The sequence below is a fragment of the Corynebacterium sp. CCUG 61414 genome (assembly GCF_024453945.1).
GTDB classification, from domain to species: domain Bacteria; phylum Actinomycetota; class Actinomycetes; order Mycobacteriales; family Mycobacteriaceae; genus Corynebacterium; species Corynebacterium pseudogenitalium.
In genome coordinates this window covers 24,694-49,338 of record NZ_JAGPYU010000009.1, presented here as the reverse complement: position 1 = coordinate 49,338, position 24,645 = coordinate 24,694, and the positions used below count along the sequence as shown (strand labels likewise).

The following is a 24,645-nucleotide window of genomic DNA, read 5'->3' as shown; positions in this document are numbered from 1 at the left end:
GGTGAGAAAAGCTCATTACGGGAAAAAATTTCCCCAGGAAGGCTTAATAAAGAAAATGATGCGGTTTTACTAACTCACCGATTGCACAATCCGGTACACCGTCGCCCGGTCGCCTTGGCCACCTTCCATGGTGACGATGCCCTCGCGAAGCAGGGGCGCGAGTCCGTAGCGCACTTGGCCTGTGGAAAGTCCGGTATTGGCTGCCAGTACGTTCACGGTGATACCGCTACCTGTCGCGGAGAGTGCCTGGTAGATCCGGGGTACGTTCTTGCCCAAGGCTTGGAGGTTGATCAGTAGGTCTTCCTCGGTCGGGGAGAGTCGGGTATTGGAGCCTATGTCTTCCAGCCGGGCATCGTGTTCTGCGCTGGAGCGGGAGCCTCGTGGGAACAGTACGGTGAATTGGACGCTGGTGTTGATGAAGCGGGGCGTCGCTACGCGTGATTCGCGGCAGGAGGTGATCGCTTCGCGGGTGCCGCCGCCTTCGTCAGCGTGGTTGTCCGCGCGGCGGAACCCCGCGACAGCTTGTGCGCCCCGCGGACAGTTCGACCTGTAGGCAGAGGCCGCCCGGGGTGTCCGCCCCGCCGTCCGCGGAACTTTGTGACAACCCGACACTCCGTTTCATGTGAAACATAACTGGTCTGGGAGCAAGCAACAGTTTTACACTTTAACAGTATGGTTTTTGAAGTTTCACACTTTGATGACCTGCATGTTTAGCAGTTTGAATAGTGGGAAGCCCTCCTCAGTGCAAGCCCGTTGCCACAACATCCAGGAGTCCAATTGTTTCATGCCGATTTAGAGCACTACTTAGCCATTGTTGAGCGGGTTTATGTTGCGGTGCAGCGGAGTGGAAGGCATAAACGAGAATGTTGACATCAGGAATGATCATCGAGTACCGCCCACACAGCTTCTTTGTTGCTGAGATCAACTAGAGCCGGTCCGCCGCAATCGAAGGAGGGCAGGTTAACGGGGGTGTCTTCGGTACTGATGCGGGCTTCCTTCTTGAGGGCAGCGCGGACCGCCTCTTCGACGTATGAGCTCAAAGTGACATTGTTGGCTTTGGCTTGGACCTTCGTTTCTTCAAGGAGTTTCGGCGGGAGGTTTATCGTCGTGCGCATACCTTTAGGGTAGAAAGCATCAAGTCATCATTCAAGAGGTGCAATGATGTATCTGCCTTCAGGAAGCCGTGAAAGGTTGACTGGTGTCTTAATTCAGTGCGAGCGTCAGGATCAGTACTCCGATGGAGAATGCGAGCATGCCTAAGCAGTTGATCCAGAATGCGCTACCGAGGAAGTGGGCGCGGACATGGGCTGCTGCGGCCGCGCAGAAATAGGCGATGACTCCAATCATGGCTGTGATTCCTACGCCGGGGAACCAGAGGCCGGCAATGAGTCCTACGGCGGCGAGGCACTTGATGACAATGAGCGCCCACCACCAGTCCTTGGGGAGTTTGACGCCGCTGAGGCAGGCTTCGATGAAGGGGACTGGTTTGAGGGAGAGGGCGGCGTCGCCAAGCAGAATGGCTGCTAGTAGAAGGGAGGGCCAGGCTGGGGAAGATTCTAGGATCATTGGGTTACTCCGAATGCGGTGTTGAGGCGTTCGATCGATGAGGCGGCTTGGGATGTGAGGTGCTCGGTGTCGTAGATTCCGGCGGCCCAGCCGATGAGTAAGCCGAGGTAGACGTTGTACAGCAGGTCGGCGTACTCGGCCGCATCGGCGCTGCTGAGCCTGGTGCCGAGTCGCAGGGTGATTTCATCGGTCAGGAGCGTTTTGAGTGCGGTGAGCGCTTCGCCTTGATTGCCTTGTTGGATGAGTGCTGCGCCAAAGGCGCGGGAGAGCTCTTCGTGGCCGGTAAACATCTGGAGGAAAGGTCTCAGGACATCGAGAAGGCTATCGGATTGTCCCCGGATGTCATCGTGGAGTTCTGAAATGTGTTGGCCAATGGTGCGGATGAGCAGCGTTTGTTTGTCGCCGACTCCCATGACGGTTCCCACGCTAACGCCAGCTTCGGATGCGATAGTCCGGATGCTGGTGGTGGCGTAGCCCTGAGTGAGGAAGAGTTCGTAGGCGGTGGCTAGGACCTTGCTGACGGTGCCAGCTTTGGCGGCCGAGCGCGATGAGTGAACGTGTTCAGTGAACATGTTCAAAAGGGTAGCTCTTGATGGTTTCGAGGTCAATGACGCCGAAATGTTGACAGTTGGCGCTAGGCCAGCGTGGGGAAGACGCGGTCGCGCAGCAGGTGTGCAAGCTCGCGGTCGGGGGCTGCTGGGTTGACCCAGGCGGTGTCGCCGATTTCGGCGGCGGCATGGGGTTCGTCGGCGGTGACGGTGCGGGTGTAGGTGAAGATGGTGCCGACGACGACCTCGCCCGGTTCGTTGGCGGCGGGAGCGTCGAAGGTGCCGAGTTTGTTGAGGCTCTCGGCGTCGAGGGTGAGGCCTACTTCTTCGGCAACTTCGCGCAGGGCGGCGTCGACAAGCGCCTCGCCCGCCTCGGGCTTGCCGCCGGGCAGTTGGTACTTGGTGGAGGACTTCTTGCGCACGGTAAGCACGTGGCCTTGTGGGTTGCGGATGACGACGGCTGCTACTTCAATCATGGCTGCTGATTGTAGGCGGCCTAGAGCAGCGGCAGGAGCACGAGGGCGAGATTGAGTGCGATGACCAGCGCGGCAAGCGTCCAGCCCACGGCCATAGACCAGGGTTTCGCGGCGAACTCACCCATGACGTCCCGGGAGCCGGCATAGCGGAAAAGCGGGATGATGGCGAAGGGGATGCCCAGGGAAAGAAGTGCCTGGCTGACCACCAGTGCCATAGTGGGGTCGACCCCGCAGCCGATGATGACCAGCGCCGGGATGAGCGTGACCAGGCGGCGGACTAGTAGGGGGACCTTGATGTGAAGCAGGCCGTCCATGATTTCGGAGCCGGCGTAGGCGCCCACTGACGTCGAGGCGAGGCCGCTGGCCAGCAGGCCGATGGCGAAGAGAACGCCGGCCAGCGGGCCGAGGTGGCTGGCAATCGCCGTGTGGGCCCCGGAGATGGTCTCTGTGCCGTCCACGCCGTAGAGGGCCGAGCCCGCCAGGACCAGCAGGCCCACGTTGACGAGCCCGGCGATGGACAGCGCCACGGCGATGTCCGCGCGGGTGCCGGCCAGCACGTGGGGGATTTCCAGGTCGGGGTAGCGCTGCTTGGTCAGGGAGGAGTGTAGGTAAATGGCGTGCGGCATGACGGTGGCGCCCAACATGGAGGCGGCCAGCAGGATGCTGTCCTTGCCCTCTAGGCGGGGGATGAGGCCGCCGGCCACGTCGGCGGGGTCGGGCGGGGCGATGGCGAGGCCGGCAAGGAAGCCGATGCAGATGACCAGGAGCAGGCCGATGACAAGCCCCTCGAACCACTGGTTCTTCTTCTGGAAGATGAGGAGAATGATGGAGACCGTGCCGATGATGAGCGCGCCCGCGAACAGGGGGAGGTTGAAGAGGAGTTGCAGGGCAATGGCGCCGCCGATGACTTCGGCGAGGTCGGTGGCCGCGGCGATGAGCTCGGCCTGGGCCCACATGCCTAGGCGCGCGCGGCGGGAGAGACGCTCGCCCATGATTTCCGGCAGGGAGCGGTGGGTGACTAGGCCCAGTTTGGCGGAGTGGTACTGGATGAACATGGCCATGAGGTTGGCCACGACGAGTACCCACACCAGGAGGTAGCCGTAGTGGGAGCCGGCGCTGATGTTGGCGGCTACGTTGCCGGGGTCGACGTAAGCCACTGCAGCAACGAAGGCGGGGCCGGTGAGGCTGATTAAGGTCTTACGCATAGGCATCTCCATACCAAAAGTTCAACTACTTGAAGTCTAGTTTTCATCGCCATATGTTCAAGCCAAAAAGTTTTGCACTTTCACACTTTGGTTTTGCACTTTGGCAATGTGCGTTTGGTGCAGTTGGTTGAGGAAGAGTGAACACCCTCAAGCGGATATCCGGCGCTGGCTATTGTGTCCAGGAAAGTGTTGCGCTGTTCCAGGTTGTGGTCAACGTATGGAGTTCATTGTTCAGAACGGGGTCAATGAGGAGTGCAGCAACCCGAAGGGCTTCATCTAGAATCAAGAATTCTTTTCGTATTTCGTTGCCAAATTTCTTTGCGGCTTTCGGGTACCGATCTGCCCACGTTGCATCAGGGATATTGAGATTTGTTGGGAGAGTAACGCCTCGGATTTGTTGCTGTGAGTTGAGAGCGTCGCGGAGTTCAGCAGCATTGAGCTGTGTTGTTGGCGGAAGCTCTGAAGCTAATAGCGCAATGTCGTAGAGATCGTGATAGCGTGTCGACGCTTTGCCCGGAGGTGTGTCGCCGTGTATCTCATACATTGCGCAGACTTTATCTGCGATCTGGTTTGCGATGGGGTACGACGTGACTTGGAAATGTTCTGGAAGATAAGGTGTCTGGACGTCGTAACTTGAAGCTACGGTGACTGATTCCACTTCACTAGTGACCTCAAGGTCACCACTGACGTCGATGGAAAACTCAATGAAGCGGTTGCTGCTACCTAAGCCGTAAGTGACTGTAACTTTGAGGCGTTTGCTGTCTATCGTGCCGATTCGTTCCGCCTTGCCATTGCTCTTTTCCACTTGAAATGTATAAGGGCCTACTCGGTGCTTGTTCATTGTCGCGATGAGGCTGTCAGCGGCTTTTAAGGCTGAGGTAGGGGCATATTGCCGAAATAGGTCGAGGTCTTTTGTCTGCCGGGCGCCTGGTATTCGGCAGTAAATGTTGGTGCCCCCTTTGAGCACCCAACCGTCGTTTAGGCGCATGAGTTCATGAAGGAACACCTCACGGAAAAACTGGTTATATACGTCGTTTGGCTTCTTTCCGGCGTGGCTTGCTTCCTTCTTCAGTGCTGAAACGATCTGACCGTGGCGCTCCCTTTGTTTTTGAGGTTGTGGCACAGGATTCTCCTTGAGGTTTTGCTGTGTGGGATGGGGGAAGAGGGGTGGACAGCCAGAGGGTCTTCAAACCTTCACTGTGCACGATCGTTTCGGCTAATTGTTTATGTGTTGCTTCGAGCGCATGGGCAGTAGCTGCTCTGCCAGCGAGCATGTTCTGGAGTGCCTCTTCTACATTGCTGCTGTGAAAGTCGGTTTGAAGTGGCATCTTTGCGACGAGCGCCTTTAACTCTTCAGCAAATGGCTCGAGCGCCTTGGCGACAGCTCTTTGGATTTGCTCTTCCATGATTGCCGCGGGAACAGGTGGAAAGCATTCTTTCCAAAGCATACGTAGCCCCTCCTGATCACCTTTTGGCAGGCCGAAAGCTGTTTCGTTTCCAGCAAAAGCGCTGAGTAGCTCAGGTTCTTGCAGTAATTGCTTTTCGCTCGCATCTGCGATGAGATCAAGGAGATGTTGGGGTTCATGTCCGTCTAGTGCGAGGTCCACGATGGTGCGAGCTGCAGTTGTGATGGGGAGGTTGTGTTCGGGGTGCAGGGTCCATTCGTGGTCGTCGAGTTTGTTTCGATGAAACTGGACTTCTGGTTGCCTACTTTGGCGTCGACGGTTGACGGTGAAGTGGATTCCATCGGGCCAGAGGTCACCGATGCCCCAGAGTTCAGCTGCGGTGGTGTGGGAGATGACGGATTCGGACGCCAATGTAGGGTCGTGGACCCGGTCAGCGGCCATCATCTCGGGTCGGAGTGCAAGCCATTGTGCTTTGACGTCTAACGCTGGACTCATCATGGTGCCGACGGTCGCATAAACCCCATGTCGAACTCGGATGAGTCCACCCCTTGTCTCTAGTCGGGAGAGAGTCAAGGGCGTTACTCCTTCTGCGCGTGCTTGTTTTGCCGTGCACAGTCCCCACTGTTGGGAAGCGATCTCCCCGATGATCTCCAACGATTCGGCGGCATCCATACTTCAAAAATTACCATATAGGATAGTTTTGCAGCACGGAGATTTCATAACTCCTGCGAAACTATCAGTCGGGTTGCCGCCTCCTCATCCCATGAGCTGCAGGATGTTCGTGGCTATTTCGTCCGCGCGGCGGACACCTTGACGGGTTGCTGCAACGAAACTCGCTGGTCGCGATGGTGCCGCGGACAGCGGAGGCGCGATGGTTCTTATCGACGCCTCTTCGATCAACCACGCTTACCTTTAACACTCATGATCCAGTTTCCAGGTGATCTGTGATTATTTGTCCGCGCCGCGGAATCCAGCGACTACCTGTCCGCCCCGCGGACACCCGAATACGATCCCACTGTCCGCCCCGCGGACAGTTCGACTTGGAAGCCGAGGTTTTGCAGAGTGTCCGCGGCGCGGAACTCTGCCGTAACCCCGAAGCCACATTCACCGGTGGCAACCTGTCCGCCCCGCGGAAAGTCGGTGTGGTTGCCTGTCCGCGCGGCGGACACCTTGACGGCTTCACGCTGGGAAAGTTGCTGGTAGATGGCGTGCCGCGGACAGTGGAAGCAGCGGCGGGTTTTCTAATCAACGCCGGCTCCGTCCCATCACGTTTACCTTTCACAACGCGCCTCGGTTTCCGGGTGAGTGGTGGATGTCAGTCCGCCCCGCGGAATCTGTCGCAGCTTTTTATAGGTGGCCCTCCCACCACGGATACCTTCATCCGTCATCCACATCATGTTCACTGCTGCCGACTGTCCGCGCGGCGGACACCTCGACGGGTTGCCGTCAAGAAATTCGCTGGTGACGATGGTGCCGCGGACAGTGGAAGCAGCGATTACTTTCTTATTGACGCCCTCTCCGTCCCACCACGCTAACCACCAACAACATGACCCGGCTTCCGGGTGAGCGGTGAAGATCTGTCCACGCGGCGGAATCCAGTGACGACTTGTCCGCCGCGCGGACATTCGGAACGCGTGAGCTGTCCGCCCCGCGGACCCTTGCACCAACTGCGAAGCCGCATGCACCGATGGGAACCTGTCCGCCCCGTGGAAAGCCGGTGTGGTTGCCTGTCCGCGCGGCGGACACCTCGACGGGTTTACGCCAGGAAAGTCGCAGGTAGTGGCTGTGCCGCGGACAGTGGAACCTTGAGGATTGTCCGCCCGCGGAATGAGCCCGAGGGGTTTGTAAAAGAGACCTACAACATTGTCCGAGATGCGACCGGGTGGAAGATAGTCCAAATGTAATTCTACGTATAACTCGAAACGTACTCGAAACGACTTTTCGAGTCGTGAAAAGCGCAAAACGTTCTACTCGAAACGGTTTCGAGTAGAACGTCAAGGGTCCTTCAACTAGTCCTTTATCTGCCAGTTCTAAAGCTCTCCCGCGAAAGCACGAGAGGAAAGGGAGGTGTAGAGCTCTCGGAGCAGCGTCAATTTACTGCTGCGAAGTGCTCGCTGGTGAAAAGTCGTCCGGACTTGATTTCCAACTGTTGTTTGCAGAGCTGCGTCGGCATCTGGAATTTCAATCGCCAAAAAATCAGTTTGCGAAATGTTCTTCATGCTTCCGCCGCTACCGGAAGATGCCTTACTGATCGCATTCCGCGTAAGTGGGTGCTGCAGACATGCCCATAGGAAGAAAGGGTCGACCGAGTCCTTCGTGACCAAACGCCACAACTTATCCGGCAGCAGCAAATTCTCATAGGGTTGATCCACGATTGCAGACGCCCCCACCAGTTCGGTGGTGTTGGCTCGAGAAACGAGTAGGTCCCCTTCTTGTACTCGGTGATGCTCAGGAGGTTCGTAGCTCGGGTCCAAAGGTTTCGACTCTTCTGGTTTGAAGTACCCGCTAGTAGTCGAGCTAATTTTGAGGACACGTGGCCCTCCAGACGTTGAGTGCTCTTTGATGCTCTTCCCGGAGACAATTCTCTCTACATATTCTCCAACCGGGACAGTTCGGTTCGTTTCTGGTGCCAGATTTTTGGCCAGTGTTTCTAGCTTTGAAATGGACTGCTCTTCAGCGCGGATCGCCTCCTCTACCGTTCCCAGAATTGTCGCGATGCGCTGCTGCTCCTCCAGAGGAGGCAGAGGGACCTTGATCTCCAAGAGGTCGCGATTGTTGATCCTGGGAAGGTTGATCCCGTTAATATGCCTGTTGATTTGAGCAAATGCGAAACCGCTAAGTAAGAAATGCAACACGTAGTGGGTATCGTCGCCGTTAATCATGCGCAGGATAGTGATGTCACCTGAGCACGTGCCCGGCGCAGATGCAATAGCAGCTTTGCGGAGATTGGGCCGGAGACGTCCAAACAGAATGTCACCGGACTCGAATACGGGCTTTCCGCCTTTAAGCGAAAACGCATCGGCACGACTGTTTCCTAGAATTCCGCCACCGGTTTTGAGGTGTTCCAATCCAAAGTATGGTGTCGCAGGGTCGAGGTTTACTCCCGGCACTTTCTTGGTAACAACCTCGGCAACATTCCCCAGCTTCACCATCTCCCACCCCATCTAGATCAGCCCCTTGAGCGTGGTCATGGCGTCGGCGATTTGGGCGTCGAGAGCGTCGATGTCGGCGAGGATGTCCTGCGGGTCGCGGGTTTCTTCGGTTTCGAAGACGATTTCTTTGTACCGGTTCATCGACAGGTCGTAGTCCGCCTCGCGGATCTCGTCGACAGGGACGGTGAAGGACGCTTCGGTGCGGGCACGGTCTTGTTCGGCGGCCTGGTTGTGGAAGCGGGCCACAACGTCGGGCAGGTTGTTCAGGCGCAGCTGGGCGTCATCAAGCGGGGTCTTGGGCCAGGGGCCGAGTAGTTCCTCGGCGAGCAGTGGGGTGCGTTTGTCGTCGAGGGAGCGCCCGTCGGCGGTGATGTCATAGAACCAGATGTGCTCATTTTGGCCAGGCGAGTCGGTGCGGGTAAAACACACGATGGCGGTGGACACGCCGGTGTACGGCTTAAACGCGCCGGACGGCAGTTTGATGATGCCGTCGATTTTCTGGTTGTCCACAAGCTCTTTGCGCAGCGTCTTGTGCGCGCGCGTCGAGCCGAACAGCACACCCTCGGGCACCACGACAGCCGCCCTGCCGCCCAGCTTCAGCAAGGTCAAAAACCTCGCGATGAACAGCAGCTCCGTCTTCTTCGTCTTTATCGACGCCAACTCCGGATCCAAAATGTCCTGATTAATCGAGCCCGCAAACGGCGGGTTCGCCAGCAACACATCGAACGCTTCAAGCCGCTCTGGCGCCAGCTCCTGGAGGGAGTCAAGGTAGGAAATGTTCGGGTCCGCGAAGCCGTGCATCACCATGTTCATCGCGGCGATGCGCACCATGGTGGAGTCGAAATCGAACCCGGTCAGGCCGTGGGCGAGGTACTGCTCGCGCTGCAGTTTGGTGGCGTTTTTGAAGTCGTCGCGCAGGTATTCGCTGGTGGCGGCGAGGAAACCTGCGGTGCCGCAGGCTGGGTCGATGAGCCGGTCGGTGACCTTCGGTTCGGTCAGCGCCACGATCAGCTCGATGATGTGGCTTGGTGTTCTGAACTGTCCGTTCGTGCCGGCGGTGGCCAGCTTGGACAACATGTACTCGTACAAGTCGCCCGTCATGTCCTTATTCGAGAACTCCAGCTTCGAGATCATCGTCGCCACCGCCGTCAGTGTCGCCGCGTTCGGGATCAGGAACGCCGCGTCCTTCATATGGGTGACAAACCCGCTGTCACGTGCGGCGCCGAGCTGCTTGATGCAATCAAATCCCTCGCGGAAGGCGGCGAAGCGTGCCTCCGGCGAATCGACGGCCAACAACTTGGAAAAGCGCAGGTGGTCGTGGGTGGCGTCGTAAAATAGTTGGGTGGGATCGGGCTCCCCGCCCAGCGTGTTGGCGAGGAATTCGGCTTGCGCCTGGCGCTCGTCGAGTTGGCGCATGAAGAGGAGGTAGGTGAACTGTTCGATCATCGTGATCGGGTTTGAGATGCCACCGGACCAAAAAGCGTCCCAAATGCGGTCTACCTGGGATTTCAGTGCGCCTGTAATCATGGCGTCATTTTAACAACCGTGCGGGGCAGAAGATAGAACGGCTCGTGCGCGGAGCTATCTTTTAAAAACCGCGATTTCTATAAGATAGGTGCGTATCGAGCAGCGCCTAAGTTCTGCTTTTCCAGATTTTCAGAAGATTGAGGGGCAACGTGGCATACCGACCATTGAAAACCGTGTTTCACCAGCACGACGCGAAAACCGTCGACCACGAACACCGGTTCCGCCTGCAGCTGCCCTCAACACTGCGTTTTGCATACCCAGTTGGGGAGAATGATCTGTTTGTCGTGGTCACCAGGGAGCTCGCGACGAAAATGGAGCAAGTGTGGCGCAACGAACTTCGACTCGCAGAATTGTGGATACAACTGCCAGGAGCGGCACGCCACCACTACGTTTATTCGCTGTTGATTGATGAAATTCAAGCATCCAACCAAATTGAGAACATTCACTCAACCAGGCACGAGATCGGCGAAGCACTCGAAGCGGCGCGTAGAAACAATGGTCCAGGGATAGCGCGGAAGCGGTTTCAGGAGATGGCGAGCGCGTACATGGCGCTCTTCCAATCGGGCGCACCTGTAAAGCTTCCCGACACATTGCGTGACGTTCGCGAGTTGTATGACTCGTTGCTAGGGGACGAGATCGGCGAAGACGACATACTGGACGGTGAACTCTTCAGAAAGTCGCCCGTCAGCATTTATGACTATGGCAGTGCGGAGCCAGTCCACCGCGGCGCCACCGACGAGGCCGAGATCAACCAACGCCTAGGGACAATGCTGCAGATCCATGACCTATACGACGGCCCCGAGCTTGCTTTGGCGTTCATCGAGCACTTCATGCTCGAACACACGCACCCGTTCTACGACGGCAATGGGCGTTTCGGTAGATTCTTGCTGGCACTGCGCTTAGGCAACCTGCTTTCGACGCCAACCGCGCTGTCACTCTCAAGCGGAATTATGAAGGAGAAGAGCGCATATTACGCCGCGTTCATCAACGCTGAGCACCCAATGAATCGAGGAGAGGCGACCTTCTTCGTTGAAGCAATGGTGCAAACGCTGTTGCATGCTCAGGAAGAACGTCTGGTCTTCCTTACCCAAAAACCCGACGAGCTTCGCCGACTCGCCGAAGTCTGCAAAGCATGGCAGGACGACAACCCGGAAGACCTGACTCACTACGAACAGCAAACGCTGTTCCTGCTCGGGCAAGTGCACCTGCTCGGCCCAAGGAGTGGTGCAAGTTGGGACGAAATTGCGAACTACCAGGAACGGTCGAAGCAAACCGTACGGCCAGCGCTGGACTCCCTCGAAGGGCGGGGACTCATCGAGCGGCTCAGCGCGAAGCCGCTAGTAGTCCGGCTCGCCGAGGCGGGACAAACGTTGCTCGGGTTGGATTCATAGTCGCTGGCGGCGGAGCCGTCGTCGAAAAGTTGGACCCCTAGCGGGGCGCGATTTGGTCATACCTCATCCGAGGAGCAATATATTCGTGCTACCAATCGGACAACGTGAAGAACTGATTATGACTCAACAATTTCATCCGCGCGCATGGTTCCCCGTCGCAGGCAGCATGGTTGCTGTCGCGTGGGGCGGCAACGAATTCACCCCGCTGCTCGTGATGTACCGCGAAACCTCCCACTTTTCGCAGGTCACCGTCAATGGGCTGCTCGCCGCCTACGTCCTGGGCATCATCCCGGCGCTGCTGATCAGCGGTCCGCTGTCCGACCACATTGGACGACGCCCCACCATGCTCCCAGCCGCACCACTTTCGCTCGTGGGGTCCTTCCTGCTGTCCATCGCCCCGAACGAGCCGCTGGTGATCGCGACGGGCCGCATCCTGTGCGGGCTCGCCCTGGGCATCGTGATGGCGGTGGGGTCCACGTGGGTCTCGGAGCTGATTATTAAAGCGGGCGGGGACCCGGCGTCGGGGCCGCGCAAGGCGTCGATGTGCCTGACCGTCGGCTTCCTGATCGGCGCTGCGCTCGCCTCCGTGCTGGCGCAGTGGGGCCCGTGGCCCACGCACACCGCGTACGTGCTGCACATCCTGCTCACACTCGGCACCGCCTACTGGCTGCTCGACACCCCGGAGACCCGCCCGCCGCGCCGGGGCACCGTGAAGGAAACCTTCCTTGAGCTGCGCGTTCGCGACATGCTCGAAATGCTGCACATCCCATCCGCCGCGCACCGCCGCTTCGTGCGCATCGTGGTGCCGGTCGCGCCGTGGGTATTCGGTTGCGCCGGCGCCGCGTACGCCCTGCTGCCGCAGCTGCTGTCCAGCTCAGCGCACGATATGCCCATCGCGTTCTCCGGCTTCATGACGGTCGTGACCCTCGGCTGCGGCGTCGGCGTCCAGATGCTCGGCCGTGTCATCGATACGAGTAGGTCCGCCCGCGCTTCCGCCGTCGCGATGGCCGTGATCACCGTCGGCTGCGTCCTCGCCGCCGAGGCGTCCCGGTCCCTCTCGCTGCCAATCGGCGTTGCGGCCGCCGCCATCATGGGCGCCGGTTACGGCCTGGCCCTGGTCGCCGGACTTTCCGAGGTCCAACGCATCGCCAACGCCGACGAACTCGCCGGCCTGACCGCCGTCTACTACTCCGTGTCCTACACCGGCTTCTTCATCCCGATGGTCTTCAGTGCCGCCGCGCCCGTCGTCGGCTTCACCACCCTGTTCGTCATCGGCACCATCCTCGCCCTGTGCTGCCTGGTCAACGTGGTCCTCGGCTGGCGCGCCCACCTGCCCGGCCCGACCTGGTAGGCGGCTGCCCCGGCTCTCTGCCGCCTCCGGCCCTCAAATCTGCTCGTAGCGTGCGCTTCGAAGCGTGCGATGCAGGTCGCGCATTTCGACCCACCCCGGGCGATTTCCGGCGACCAGCGTCGCACTCCTTGAACACCTCGACCGGAACGGATTTCAGCAAGCAGCGTGCTATCTCCACAGCGCCATTCATGATCAACCAGGCCTGTAATCAGCCCCGGCGCACCTCAAACCTGCTCGTAGCGTGCGCTTCGAAGCGTGCGATGCTGGTCGCGCATTTCGACCCACCCCGGCCGATTTTTGGCGACCAGCGTCGCACTCCTTTAACACCTCGACCGGAACGGATTTCAGCAAGCAGCGCAGCCTCTAGGCGCGGCCCCAACCCCCCAGCCCCCAACCCCAGCACACCCGTCTTTCCTGAAATATCCACAAAGATGTGCCCAGATGCGAAAAATCAGATACGGGTACATCTGGGCACATCTAACCGGATATTTCACGCAAATTCGATTATTGTGAACCCATGGACCAAACACTGAACCCGTATTCGCCAGGTGCTGGCTTGCGTCCACCTGCGCTGACAGGACGCGAAGCGGAGCTCGAGCTTGTCGAGGCCATCATCACTAGGACCCGCAGCGGATTGCACAATCGCGGCGTTATCCTGAGCGGTCTTCGTGGGGTGGGCAAAACGGTGTTGCTGAATGAACTCGCGTCGCGTGCCGAGAATGCAGATTGGTTGACGGTGCAGTTTGAGGCAAGCGCTGATCGTGCTGGTGCGCAGCGGGTCCGGAAGCGGTTGGCCCGTGAACTGGCGTTGAGTGCGCGGAAGGTGTCGTTGCGTAAGCGGTGGAAGCACTTCAAGGATGCGCTCCCGGCGATCTCTTCGTTTGCGTGGCATGTCGGCGGTATCGACGTCGCGCTCGAGGTACCTGCTCAGGCGGGTATTTCTGACTCTGGTGATATCGGGATGGATCTCGAGGAACTTGTGTTGAGTGTCGCAGAGTCCGCGCAGAAGGACGGGAAGGCGATTGCGTTTTTCATCGACGAGATGCAGGACCTTGATGCGGAATTGATGTCGGCGGTGATTACCGCGCAGCACCAGGCGGGCCAGCGTGGTTTGCCGTTTTATGTGTTCGGGGCGGGCCTGCCTACGTTGCCGCAGAAGTTGGCGGAATCTCAGTCGTACGCGGAGCGTCTGTTCGAGCACCGCAAGATTGGTCCATTGTCAGATAGCGCGGCGGCGGCCGCACTTGAGGATCCCGCTACGAGGCAAGGGGTGCTGTTTACATCAGCAGCGTTGCGGAATCTTGTGGACGCCGCTCTGAATTACCCCTATTTCCTTCAGGAGTACGGGAAGGCGATCTGGAACGTTGCTCCTGCTTCGCCGTTTACCGAAAGTGATGCGCAGCTTGCGGTGGCGGAAGGCAATGCGGCCCTTGACGCCGGGTTCTTCCCGAGGCGTTGGGAGCGCGCGACGCCTGGTGAGAAGCGCTATTTGCAGGCGATGGCTGCGCATTCTGCGAAGCAGGTTCCCACGAAGGACATCGCGGATTCGCTTGACGTTTCGGTGAATTCGTTGAGTAGTAACCGGAAGCACTTGATTGAGAAGGGTCTCATTTTTGCCCCTGACCACGGTGTTGTGCAGTTCACGGTCCCTGGAATGGCGGACTATATCAAGCGTCTCTCCTGAAATATCCACAAAGATGTGCCCAGATGCGAAAAATCAGATACGGGCACATCTTTTACACAATTTCGCAATAATTGCAGGCCGCCCCGTACCGTAGCCGTATGCAATTCGTTCGCTCTCTCTTCCGCGGCGCCCCCGCAACCGCATTCATCACCGTCGTCTGCCTGGGCGTTTTCGTGATTACGGCGCTCCAGTCGCACTCGATTAGCAATGTGGTGTGGGGCTCCAGCCTCGCCGAGAGCATGGTGCTCTTCGGCCCATTTATCGACGCCCCCTCCGCCGCCCTCCGCACCCTCCTGGCGGGCTTTCTGCATGTGGATATCTCCCACGTGGCTGTGAACATGATCACGTTGGCGTTGTTGGGCCCGCAGCTGGAGCGTCGCCTGGGTACTGGGCCGTATTCGCTGCTGTACGTGGCGGGCGTGTTGGGGTCGTCGGCATCCGTGTTGGAGTGGAACTACGACGTGCCCACGGCCGGCGCGTCCGGCGCCCTCTACATGCTGATGGGCGTGCTGCTCGCCCTTTCGATGCGCCAGAAGGTGAACGTTCGGGCGCCGTTGGCGCTGGTCGGCGCGAATCTTGCCTATTCGGTGCTGTCCCCGGGCATCAGTCTGTGGGGGCACCTTGGCGGGTTGGTGGTGGGTCTGTTGGCGGGGTGGCCGGTGACGTCGGTGAAGAAGCGCGTCCGGTGGCTCGCGTCCGCCCTTGCGGTCGTAGCGGCTGTGGCTGCTGTGGCGTTTGTGATTGGTGTTGCCTAACTTTTCACATGTTATCCCCAAGTTTGTACACCGGTGGAGAACTCCACAGAGTTGTCCACATTGTGGATAAACACAACCGTGTAATTTCTAGAACATCGCTAGAACATGTCAGCGATTCACAAGAAAAAACGCCTGGCGAATGGGCATCATTGCAGCTCATTACGCCAGGCGCTCGATGTGCGAATAGGTTGTGCACAGAGTTATCCACAGGTGTGGATAACGGTCCTCTCCACAGAACCATCCACAACCTGTGGATAACTTGGCACTACGAATTACACAAAATGCTCCCTAGAAGGTGCCCTTCAGCCAGCGGCCGAAGTCGGACACGGTCACGTCGCGGGAGTCGACGTTCTGGTCGTTCCACTGGGAAACGTCACCGGCCAGGCGGCTGGTCTGGGTGACCGTCATGTAGTTGTGCAGGCGGCCTTCCTTGGTCTTGCCGTCGCCGAAGCTGAACGCGCCGAGCAGCATGTCGTCACCAGCGTTGACCGGGTTGGACAGCGTCACCTCGAAGATGCGCGCGCCCTTCTTGGCGTTGTAGCCGAGGTCACGGATGTGCGAGCCGTTCGCGCCGGTGGTGGTGATCAGGCGGTCCACACCCTTCGGGCCGGACTCGGTACGCACCTCAACGCGGAACGTCAGCGCCGGGAACTCTGCCCAGTAGCGCTCGGTGCCCACGTTCTTCACACGCAGTGCCACGGACCCAGCAAAACCGGAAGCTTTCCAGGAGCTCGTCGTGAAGTATGGCACCAGGTCGAGCGCAGGTGCCTCCGCATTATCGACGACCTCTTCGACCTCAGTGTTCTCCTCCGAGGTCGCCTCATCCGACTCCTCATCGGTGATGACCGCTGCGGTCTCGCCGTCGATTTCGACGTTGGTCACATTGGCTTCGTCGTTGTCGTCGATGGTGGTGACGTCGTCAAGATTCTCACCCTCGGTGATCTTCTGAACATCCTCGTTGTACGCCGGGTTCGGGTTCTCTACCGTGTCAGTGACCTGCGCGCCGCGGTTCGGTGCCCACGAACCTGCAGGTGTTGAGTAGTTCTTCACACGAACCTCGTTCTTGATCGGCATGTTCGCGACCCACGCCGTCGGCGTCGCCCACGTGCCGTTCGGGCGGCAACGCTGCTGCGTGCCCGTCATGGTGACGGTGCGGAAGCCGTACGTCGCTTCGCCCGTGTTGCCCGCCGGAACCTCGTACGGCCCGATCTTCTGGCCGACGTTCCAGCTCAAGCTTCCGGACACCGACCAGCCCAGCATCTTCGCCAGCGAGTAGCCGATGTTGCCCTGCAGCCCATCCTTCGAGCCCGACCCACCAATGTTGATCGTCTCAGTCTTCGACCCGTTGACCGACGCCGAAATCGTCTGCGTCCGCGCCAGGTCCTGCGTCAGCGGGATGGTGTTCTTGGTCAGGTTGGTCGTCGAAATCGTGCCGACCGGCAGGAAGTTGTCCTTCACCTTGTACACGATGGTGCGGTAGTCCTCAGTGGAGTTGCACACTGGGCGCGGGTTGAGCACGTTCGCCTTCAAGTGGTCCGATCCCCTGTAGGTGTGGATGATCGGCAGCGCATCATTGGTCGCTGGGGTTTCGGGGTACGACTCCTCAAGCGTCTGAGCCGTGGCTGGGGTCAGCGTGCCGGCAGCTAATGCCAAGGCCGCTACAACGCCCGTCATGGAACGAATAAACCGCATGACTATACCTTTCATAAGGTGACAATAGTAAAATAGCAGGTCAGGGCCGTTCAGACCCTGTTTTAATATGTACACCTTCTCGGTCAGGATTGTTCAACAATCCACCCCCGTGCCACCCCGCTACCGAACACCTGTGGGGAACCTGGCGGCTTTCCTGTGCGTCTAAACCTCATGTTGGAAAACACTGAACTTTTCGCATCCATCGTGGACACGCGCACTCTCCGTCACCGTCTGCACAGCCCCGAGTACCGACGCCTCAACCGGACGCAATGCATCCCGTCGCGCACCTGGGGGCAACTCAATGCCTGGCAGCGGCACCTCGTGCGCGCTTACGCCACCGCCCGCGCCATGACCAAAGGCTGCCTCGTAGGCAGGACCGCCGCCCGCATTCACGGCATGTGGGTCATCAGCCTCAGCGAAGAAATCCAAGAAGTAACGACGCCCAGCCGCCGCGGCCCCGCGAAACACCTCGTCGAGCCCGACGTCCGCTACCGCACCTCCGCTCTCACCGCCGCCGAGGTCACTACCGCGTACGGCATCCGTCTTTCCACACCTATTCGCACCGCAATAGATATCGCTCGCTACCACGGGTTTCAGGAGGGCCTCATCGCCATGGACTGGCTGCTCTCCATCGCGCACTTGGAGCGCAGCGACATCCTCCTGCACATCGAGCGCATGGGCCGCGTCCGCAACTGCGGCGTGGCGCGCGACGCCGCCCGCGCCGCGGTCTACAACGCCGATTCTCCCATGGAGTCCCTCGCCCGCGCCGAGTTCCTCCTCCGCGGCGTCACCGGCTGGAAGTTCCAGGCACAGGTGCAGCGCTACCGCGTCGACTTCCTTTTCGACGACTCCGTCATCCTCGAACTCGACGGCGACACCAAACACGCCTCCGACCCCCGCCGCAGCCTCCTGCAGGAGCGCAAACGCGAACGCGAGCTAACCAACCAGGGATACACCGTTCTACGGTACGGCTTCACGGATGTGCTTCACCGCATGGACGAGATCCTCGCCCGAATCGAGCTGGAACGGGCCCGCGCAAAGGCCCGCGCGGCTCGCTAAACCGCACGTCAAAACCGCACGTCAAAACGCAAATGGTAGTAACAGGATTGTAGTAATCCCCGAAATGGGGAGCGCGGATCCGGATTACTACAATCCTGTTACTACCATCTACGAAAATCCGCCGAAAAATCCGCCAGAGGCTAGCGCCACCCCATGGTCATGAGCAGGCCGAGGATCATGCCTGCGAAGCCGATGCCGTAGTTCCACGGGCCGAGCTCCGCAAGGAACGTCAGCTGGTCGCCGGCGATGTAGTAGAAGATAATCCAGCCGAGGCCAAGCAGCATCAGGCCGAACATGATGGTCTTGTACCAGATCGGGGTGCCGCCGGTGTTGATCTTGACCGGGGTGCGGGACACGCCGGTCGGGGTGGATACGGGGCGGTGGTCCTTGGTGATTTTTGCCTTTGGCATTATGTCAGTCCTTTACAAGCAAGTGCGGTGGCTTTTCCAGCTATCAGGGTTTTTACCTTATCAGGCGTTCGGCGGTGAACTGCCAGAGGTTGTAGCCGATGGCGGCGTCGCGTCGGACGGTTTCGCCCGCTGCGATTTCCTGGTGTCCGATGAGTCCGTTGTCCACGAGGGCGCCGGTCGGGACGGTTGGTCCTTCGACGAGGCGTCCGCTCCAGCCGGCGTCGCGTAGCGCTTTATCCGCGTCGGCGGGTTTCATGCGGGTGATGTTCGGCATGGTCATGAGCATGCCGTTGGAGACCCGCACTTCGACGGTGGTGCCCTTGGCTACCTCGGTGTTTTCGCCGGCGACTGCGATGACTTCGCCGTCTGGGCGTTCGGAGTCGACCTTGTTCACGGTGACTTGGAGCCCCATGGAGCCGAGGGTGGCGGACGCTTGGTTGACGTTGACGCCGGACAGCGACGGTACCTGGACCATTTCGGGGCCGTCGGACACCGTGACGGTCACCTTGGATCCCTTGGAGATCTGGGTGCCGGCTGCGGGGTGCTGGCTGATGATCTCGCCCTTCGGCACGTCTTCGCTGGCTTCTCGACGCAGCTCCGCATTCAGTTCCAGGTCGGCATCTTCGAGGACCTTTGCGGCTTCTTGGGCGTCCATGTTGGTGACGTCGGGGACGTCGGTAAGCTCGCGTCCCGAGGAGACGGTGACGGTGACGAGTGTACCGCGCTGGAGTTCGGACCCGGCGATCGGGTTGGTGTCGATGACGTTGCCGCGCTTGATGTCGGGGCTGGGCTCGTCGGAGACGGCGACCTGGAAGCCGAGGTTTTCGAGTTCGGCGACGGCTTCTGCGCGTGGTTTGTCGGCGAGGTCCGGGATGATGACCATCTGGGAGGACTTGTGGGTCTCTCCGCTGTTGGGGGAGAAGTAGGAGTAGGCGAGCCAGCCGGAGGCGCCGATGATGGCGGCGCCGAGGCCGATTGCCAGCCACTTCATCCAGGTTGGGGTGGTGGTTTCGTGTTCGCGGCGGTGGGCGGCGTAGCGCCCGGCCGCCTCAGCACCAGCGCCAGCACCGACCGCACCGGCGGCTGCCTTCTCCGGCAGCTGCCCGACGGGCCGCTCGGGGCGCGGCGCGCGGCGCGGCGCGTTGCCCTGGACGGTTTCGGAGACCATGGTGGCATCATCGGAGGGGTCGACGGGTTCGGGTTCGGGGGCGGCGAGGTGGCTGCGGGCGGCGTTGGTCACGGCGCCGCGCTTGAGGAGTGCCAGGTCTTCGCCCATTTCGGTGGCGGTTTGGTAGCGGTCCGCCGGGTGCTTGGCCATCGCGGTGAGGATGACGCTGTCCAGGTTGACGGCCTCGTTGGGGGTGAGTTCGCGGTCAGCGGGGACGCGCTCGCTCGGCGGGATGGGGTCTTCTTGGACGTGCTGGTAGGCGACGGCGAAGGGGGATTCGCCTTCGAAAGGTGGTTTGCCGGTGACGGCTTCGTACATGACGCAGCCGAGGGCGTAGATGTCGGAGCGGGCGTCGGCAGCTTTGCCGCGGGCCTGCTCGGGGGAGAGGTATTGCGCGGTGCCGATGACGGCGGAGGTTTGCGTCATGGCTGAGGTGGAGTCATCCAGCGCGCGGGCGATGCCGAAGTCCATCACTTTCACCTCGCCGGTGTTGGTGATCATGATGTTGGCTGGTTTGATGTCGCGGTGGATGATGCCGGCGTCGTGGCTGGCTTGGAGCGCGTGGGTGACGGGCAGCAGGAACGCGGCCGCTTTTTGGGGGCTTAAGGGCCCTTCGGCGCGTACGAGGTCCCGCAGGTTTTGCCCGGTGACGCGTTCCATGACGATGAAGGGGACGTCGACACCTGAGACTTCTTGGGTGCCGGTGTCGTAGACGGCGACGATGTTGGTGTGGTTGAGCCGCGCCGAGTTTTGGGCTTCTTTGCGGAAGCGTTCGCGGAAGTTTTCGTCGCGCGCCATGTCGATTTTGAGCATTTTGACGGCGACGTCGCGCCCAAGCACCGTGTCGGTGGCTGCGTAGACGTCGCTCATGCCCCCGGTGCCGATGACGGCGCCGAGTTCATAGCGGTTGGCGATCGTTGTCATTTACGCGTTCCCTCCGAGGATGTTTGGCAGATTTGGTAAGTCTAGTTCACCCAAGCCATTTTCCCCACCGCCCGGCTCGGGGCTGGGGGCCTGCGTCGTGGGCGCCTCATTATGTATCGACGTCCCCTCCGTCGGCCGCTGCTCCGGCGCGGAGGTGTGCTGTGTTGGCGTTTCGTCTTCGATGGTGAGCGTGGCCGGGGCACTGCTGCGTGTGCTGTGCCTGCTCGGCGTGTCGGGCGCGGCCGTGGTCGGCTCCTCAGTCGGCTCCTCGACGGGTGCCTCGTAGGTGGGCGCGGTTTCCACGGTGGTGGTTTGGGTGACCACGCTTTGGCGTGGAGCGGTGCTGCTTGGTGTGCTGCCGCCGAGGGTGCCGTTGTTGAACGCCCAGGCCACGCCGCCGATGACGGCGAGGGTGATCACGCCGAGCACGATGCCGACCCAGTAGCCGGCGGTGCCGCGCCGCTGACCAGCGCCAGCAGGGGCAGGAGCAGGAGCCGGCCGGGCAGGCCGCGCAGGCACCGCCGCGCGTGCCGGGGCCTGCGGCGGGACAGGTGGGCGGCGCCGCGGGGCGGCGGGCCGGGCCGTGGTTGGCCGGGACATGTCGGCGAGCATCTGGGTGGACGCGGTCGGGGAGGGCTCGATGGCGATGACGGCCGTCTCGCCACCCGGCTGCGTTGGGCGCATGCCCTGGCGGACCTGTTCGACGGCGAGCTGCATCTCGTTGCCGTCCCGGAAGCGCTGGGTGGGCGTTTTGCGCAGGGCGATCTCGATGAGTTCGCGCGCCGGGGCGCTCACACTGATGGGGAGCGCGGGCGGCTCGGCGGAGACGTGCGCCAGCGCCACGGAGACGGAGGAGTCCCCGGTAAATGGGCGTTTCCCGGCGAGCATCTCGTAGCCGACGACGCCGAGCGAGTACACGTCGGACGCCGCCGTGACTTTCTTACCTTGGGCCTGCTCGGGGGAGACGTACTGGGCGGTGCCCACGACCATCCCGGTGCGCGTCAGCGGCACGGCCGCCGCGGCCTTCGCGATGCCGAAGTCCGTAATCTTGATCTGCCCGTTCTGGGTGATCATGAGGTTGCCGGGCTTGATGTCGCGGTGCACCAGCCCCATGCGGTGGATCACGGCGAGGCCGTGCGCGGCCTGTTCCAGCACGTCAAGGGCCATGTCTTCTTCGAGTTGGCCTTCGCGCGCGATGAGGTCGGCGAGGGATTCGCCGCGGATGTATTCCATGGCGATGAAGCACATGGGGAACCCGCCGTCGGTGTTGACCTCGCGGTAGTCATACGTGGCGACCACGTTGGGGGAGTTGATTCCCTCCGCGGAGTTGGCTTCGTTGCGGAAGCGGGTGAGGAACTCCTGGTTGGCGGTGAATTCCGGTCGCAGCACTTTGAGGGCTACTTCGCGTTCGTGGCGGACGTCGTCGGCAAGCCAGACGGTGGACATGCCGCCGTGCCCGATGATCCATTGCAGCTGGTAGTCGGGCCCGATGAGCTTTTGTAGTTCGTCTTTGTTTTCGTAGTTCATCGCGCGTTGGTTCCTTCCTCATCAGCTGGCGCTGCGGGTGCCGCGTAGAGCACCGCGCGCCCGAGTGGTGCGGAGACTTGCCCGCCGGTCGCCCCAGTGCCCATGCCGCCACCATGCTTGACGACGACCCCTACGGCCACATCTTTGACCGGGTCGAAGGCGACGTACCAGGTGTGCGGTGCTGCGCCTTCGGCGTGTTCGGCGGTGCCGGTTTTGGAGGCGAATCCGTTGCCGTCGTAGCCCCAGGTGTCGTGTTCGGAGCCGAACATGAGGTCCTTGATGGTGTTGGCTTCTTCGGGCGTGATGGAGTCGGAAAGCAGGCGGGGTTTCGCCGTCTCGAGTTCGCGCAGGTCCGGGCTGAGGACGCGGTTGACCACGTACGGCGCCATGCGGCGGCCCTCGTTGGCGACGGTGCCCGCCATGACGGCGGCCTGCAGCGCGGTCATGGTGACGTCGCGCTGCCCGATCGCGGACTGGCCAAGCTCGGCGTCGCCAGGCAGGTCGCCGAGCGAGCCGGCCGCGGTGGGCATGCCGAGGTCGTACTGCTCGCCGATGCCGAATCCGTGGGCGGCCTCACGCAGCGCGTCGGTGCCGACGGCCATGCCCATCTGCACGAACGCCGTGTTGCAGGACAGGGCGAACGCGGTGCGCAGCGGCACCTGGCCGCCACCGGCGCAGGCCTGGCCCGCGTAGTTGGTCAGGGGCACGGTCGTGCCCGGCAGTGTGGTGGACGGTGCTCCGGTCAGCGGGGAATCCGGCGTGTAGCCGTTGCGCAGCCCGGCCGCGGTGATGACGATCTTAAAGATCGACCCCGGCGGCAGCTGGTCCTGCGTCGCGTGGTTGAGCAGCGGCTTGCCCGGGTTGTTGTTCACCTCGGCCCAGGCGCCCTCGGCGGTGTCAGGGTTGGAGATCGCGTTCGGGTCGTACGAGGGCGTCGACGCCATCGCCAGCACCTGGCCTGTCGACGGGCGCAGCGCCACGATCGCGCCCTCGTAGTTGCGGTTCGAAAGCTGCTCGTAGGCCAGGGCCTGCAGGTGCGGGTCGATGCTCAACTCAACCGAGTTGCCCACCACGTCCTGCTCCAGGCCGGTGCGCAGGAAGCGCGAGGACTTCCCGGAGCCCGCCCCGGTCAGCTGCCCGTTGTAGCCGGCCTCGATCTGGGAAGTTCCGTACTGGTCAGACACGTAGCCGAGCACCGGCGCAAAGGACCACGGCATGTTCGGGTACGTGCGCTGGTAGGAGCCGTCCTCGAGCGGGTGGGACTCCGCCAGCACCTGCCCGCCGGCACTGATCTGGCCGCGATTGATCTGGCGCAGCTCCACCACAGTGCGCGAGTTCAGTGGGCTCTGCGCGTACTTCTCCTCGCGGAAGCCCTGCACCACGGTGAAGTTCACCAGCAGCGCCACAATCAGCAGCAGGGCAATGCCCGCGCCTAAGCGAATGGATTTGTTCATCGTGCGCTCACCGCCTCCGGTGCCTGGGCACCCATCGCCGAAGCATCAAACTCCGCTGGCTTGTTCGCCGCGTTCGAGATCCGCAGCAGCAGCGCCAGCAGTACGTAGTTCGCCATGATCGACGAGCCACCAGCGGACATAAACGGCGTGGTCAGCCCGGTCATTGGGAGCATCGCGGAGATCCCTCCGGCGACCACGAAGATTTGGATAGCGATGGTCGTCGCTAAGCCTGCGGCCAACAACTTGCCGAACGTGTCACTGACCTGCAGCGCCGCCGAGTAGCCGCGGGTAATGAAGATGGCGAACAGGCACAGCACGCTGGCCACACCCACGAGCCCGAGCTCCTCACCAATCGCCGCCAGGATGTAATCCGAGTGCGCCACCGGCACCATCTCCGGGTGGCCGTAGCCCAACCCGGTGCCGGTCAGCCCACCCCAGGACAGGCCGAACAGCGCCTGCGACGGCTGGTAGCCCGTGGTGTCAAAGTTGGCCAGTGGGTCCATGAAGTTGGCGACGCGGTCCTGGATCTTCTCACTGACCTGGTACACCGTGTACCCGCCAACAGCCACCAGGCCTGCGCCGATCACCAGCCACGACGTACGCCCCGTGGCGAAGTACACCATGCCCAACACCGTGGCGAAGAGCAGGAGGGCCGGGCCGAAGTCGTTCGACACCGCCATGATCGCAATCGCGATCGCCCACACCGCCAAAATCGGCGCCAAGTCGCGCAGGCGCGGGAAGCTCATCCCCAGCAGCGTCTTGCCCGCCACCGTAAACAGGGCGCGCTTCTGCGCCAGCAGCTGGGCGAAGAACACCAGCAGCAGGATCTTCGAGAACTCACCCGGCTGAATCGAGAACGGGCCCAGCCAGATCCAGATCCGCGCATCCGCGAACCCAGGCGGCTGCGGCCACACCAGCGGCAACGCCAATAGCACCAGGCCAAGCAGGCCCAGCAGGTAGGAGTAGCGGGCCAGCGCCTTATGGTCGCGCACAATCACAAGCGTGCACACCATCAGCACCACACCCACCAGGGACCACATCACCTGGCGCTCCGCGAGCGGCGGGTAGCCAGCGCGTTCCGCCAGGTCCAGGCGGTAAATCACCACCAGGCCAATCGCGTTGAGCAGCGAGACCAGCGGCAGCAGCAGCTGGTCCGCGTGCGGCGCCGCCAGCGAAATCGCCACGTGGGCAATCGCGTAGACGCCCACGAACCCGCCGACCAGGTAGAACATCTCCGTCGACATCGTGCGGCCCTGGCTCAGCTCCAGGCCGAACAGCATCAGCAGCAGCAACCCCGCCGAGCACAGCAGCAGGAACAGCTCCTTCGCACGCCGAAACACACGAGACATC

21 protein-coding genes are annotated in these 24,645 nt (G+C 61.1%); 5 read left to right on the top strand and 16 right to left on the bottom strand.

Features of this window, described 5'->3' with window-relative positions:
• Positions 1–69 precede the first annotated feature (69 nt).
• From KBX14_RS07705 to KBX14_RS07660, 10 genes are all read right to left on the bottom strand, one after another.
• Positions 70–612, bottom strand: a complete 543-nt coding sequence (locus tag KBX14_RS07705; RefSeq protein ID WP_256042222.1) for a hypothetical protein — start codon at positions 610–612, stop codon at positions 70–72.
• 260 nt (positions 613–872) lie between these two features.
• Positions 873–1,115 carry a CopG family transcriptional regulator gene (locus KBX14_RS07700; RefSeq protein WP_005292604.1) on the bottom strand — a complete coding sequence of 81 codons (243 nt, stop codon included), beginning with the start codon at positions 1,113–1,115 and terminating at the stop codon, positions 873–875.
• An 88-nt stretch (positions 1,116–1,203) separates the two neighbouring features.
• The gene (locus KBX14_RS07695; protein ID WP_005292602.1) at positions 1,204–1,566 is read right to left on the bottom strand and encodes a DoxX family protein; all 363 of its coding nucleotides are present in this window, start codon (positions 1,564–1,566) and stop codon (positions 1,204–1,206) included.
• Complete coding sequence (locus KBX14_RS07690; protein ID WP_005292598.1) at positions 1,563–2,138, bottom strand: TetR/AcrR family transcriptional regulator; 576 nt, start codon at positions 2,136–2,138, stop codon at positions 1,563–1,565. The genes KBX14_RS07695 and KBX14_RS07690 overlap by 4 nt, the downstream gene beginning before the upstream one ends.
• Positions 2,139–2,200: 62 nt before the next feature.
• The gene (locus KBX14_RS07685; protein ID WP_005292595.1) at positions 2,201–2,590 is read right to left on the bottom strand and encodes an NUDIX domain-containing protein; all 390 of its coding nucleotides are present in this window, start codon (positions 2,588–2,590) and stop codon (positions 2,201–2,203) included.
• A 20-nt stretch (positions 2,591–2,610) separates the two neighbouring features.
• On the bottom strand, positions 2,611–3,795 hold the full coding sequence (locus KBX14_RS07680; RefSeq protein ID WP_070363637.1) for an Nramp family divalent metal transporter: 1,185 nt from the start codon (positions 3,793–3,795) through the stop codon (positions 2,611–2,613).
• Between the two features lie 169 nt (positions 3,796–3,964).
• Positions 3,965–4,918 (bottom strand): nucleotidyl transferase AbiEii/AbiGii toxin family protein, encoded by a 954-nt coding sequence (locus KBX14_RS07675; RefSeq protein WP_246814950.1) that lies wholly within the window; start codon positions 4,916–4,918, stop codon positions 3,965–3,967.
• Positions 4,818–5,873 carry a type IV toxin-antitoxin system AbiEi family antitoxin domain-containing protein gene (locus KBX14_RS07670; protein WP_070479067.1) on the bottom strand — a complete coding sequence of 352 codons (1,056 nt, stop codon included), beginning with the start codon at positions 5,871–5,873 and terminating at the stop codon, positions 4,818–4,820. Before KBX14_RS07670 ends, KBX14_RS07675 begins: the two co-directional genes overlap by 101 nt.
• 1,358 nt (positions 5,874–7,231) lie before the next feature.
• On the bottom strand, positions 7,232–8,353 hold the full coding sequence (locus KBX14_RS07665; protein ID WP_256042221.1) for a restriction endonuclease subunit S: 1,122 nt from the start codon (positions 8,351–8,353) through the stop codon (positions 7,232–7,234).
• A gap of 12 nt (positions 8,354–8,365) precedes the next feature.
• A complete protein-coding gene (locus tag KBX14_RS07660) occupies positions 8,366–9,880 on the bottom strand; it encodes a class I SAM-dependent DNA methyltransferase (protein WP_256042220.1) in 1,515 nt (504 codons plus the stop codon).
• A gap of 149 nt (positions 9,881–10,029) precedes the next feature.
• Here KBX14_RS07660 and KBX14_RS07655 point away from each other — a divergent pair, with 149 nt between their 5' ends.
• From KBX14_RS07655 to KBX14_RS07640, 4 genes are all read left to right on the top strand, one after another.
• Positions 10,030–11,271 (top strand): Fic family protein, encoded by a 1,242-nt coding sequence (locus KBX14_RS07655; RefSeq protein WP_256042219.1) that lies wholly within the window; start codon positions 10,030–10,032, stop codon positions 11,269–11,271.
• Between the two features lie 118 nt (positions 11,272–11,389).
• The gene (locus tag KBX14_RS07650) at positions 11,390–12,622 is read left to right on the top strand and encodes an MFS transporter (protein WP_256042218.1); all 1,233 of its coding nucleotides are present in this window, start codon (positions 11,390–11,392) and stop codon (positions 12,620–12,622) included.
• Positions 12,623–13,139: 517 nt separating this feature from the next.
• Entirely contained in the window at positions 13,140–14,306 is a 1,167-nt protein-coding gene (locus KBX14_RS07645) for an ATP-binding protein (RefSeq protein WP_256042217.1), read from the top strand.
• Positions 14,307–14,404: 98 nt separating this feature from the next.
• Positions 14,405–15,061 (top strand): rhomboid family intramembrane serine protease, encoded by a 657-nt coding sequence (locus tag KBX14_RS07640; RefSeq protein ID WP_256042216.1) that lies wholly within the window; start codon positions 14,405–14,407, stop codon positions 15,059–15,061.
• Positions 15,062–15,349: 288 nt separating this feature from the next.
• Here KBX14_RS07640 and KBX14_RS07635 read toward each other — a convergent pair whose 3' ends face one another.
• The gene (locus KBX14_RS07635; protein ID WP_070363348.1) at positions 15,350–16,753 is read right to left on the bottom strand and encodes a hypothetical protein; all 1,404 of its coding nucleotides are present in this window, start codon (positions 16,751–16,753) and stop codon (positions 15,350–15,352) included.
• A 171-nt stretch (positions 16,754–16,924) separates the two neighbouring features.
• Between KBX14_RS07635 and KBX14_RS07630 the strand changes: the two genes are divergently transcribed.
• The gene (locus tag KBX14_RS07630; RefSeq protein ID WP_256042215.1) at positions 16,925–17,812 is read left to right on the top strand and encodes an endonuclease domain-containing protein; all 888 of its coding nucleotides are present in this window, start codon (positions 16,925–16,927) and stop codon (positions 17,810–17,812) included.
• A gap of 140 nt (positions 17,813–17,952) precedes the next feature.
• On the opposite strand, the gene crgA is transcribed toward KBX14_RS07630, so the two are convergent.
• From crgA to KBX14_RS07605, 5 genes are read right to left on the bottom strand one after another with little or no spacing between them, the layout of a single operon-like run.
• On the bottom strand, positions 17,953–18,222 hold the full coding sequence (gene crgA, locus KBX14_RS07625; RefSeq protein ID WP_070363346.1) for a cell division protein CrgA: 270 nt from the start codon (positions 18,220–18,222) through the stop codon (positions 17,953–17,955).
• A gap of 52 nt (positions 18,223–18,274) precedes the next feature.
• On the bottom strand, positions 18,275–20,314 hold the full coding sequence (pknB, locus tag KBX14_RS07620; protein WP_256042214.1) for a Stk1 family PASTA domain-containing Ser/Thr kinase: 2,040 nt from the start codon (positions 20,312–20,314) through the stop codon (positions 18,275–18,277).
• The gene (locus tag KBX14_RS07615) at positions 20,315–21,841 is read right to left on the bottom strand and encodes a serine/threonine-protein kinase (protein WP_256042213.1); all 1,527 of its coding nucleotides are present in this window, start codon (positions 21,839–21,841) and stop codon (positions 20,315–20,317) included.
• On the bottom strand, positions 21,838–23,295 hold the full coding sequence (locus tag KBX14_RS07610) for a penicillin-binding transpeptidase domain-containing protein (protein WP_256042212.1): 1,458 nt from the start codon (positions 23,293–23,295) through the stop codon (positions 21,838–21,840). The genes KBX14_RS07615 and KBX14_RS07610 overlap by 4 nt, the downstream gene beginning before the upstream one ends.
• Positions 23,292–24,644, bottom strand: a complete 1,353-nt coding sequence (locus KBX14_RS07605) for an FtsW/RodA/SpoVE family cell cycle protein (protein WP_256022114.1) — start codon at positions 24,642–24,644, stop codon at positions 23,292–23,294. The genes KBX14_RS07610 and KBX14_RS07605 overlap by 4 nt, the downstream gene beginning before the upstream one ends.
• Position 24,645 lies beyond the last annotated feature (1 nt).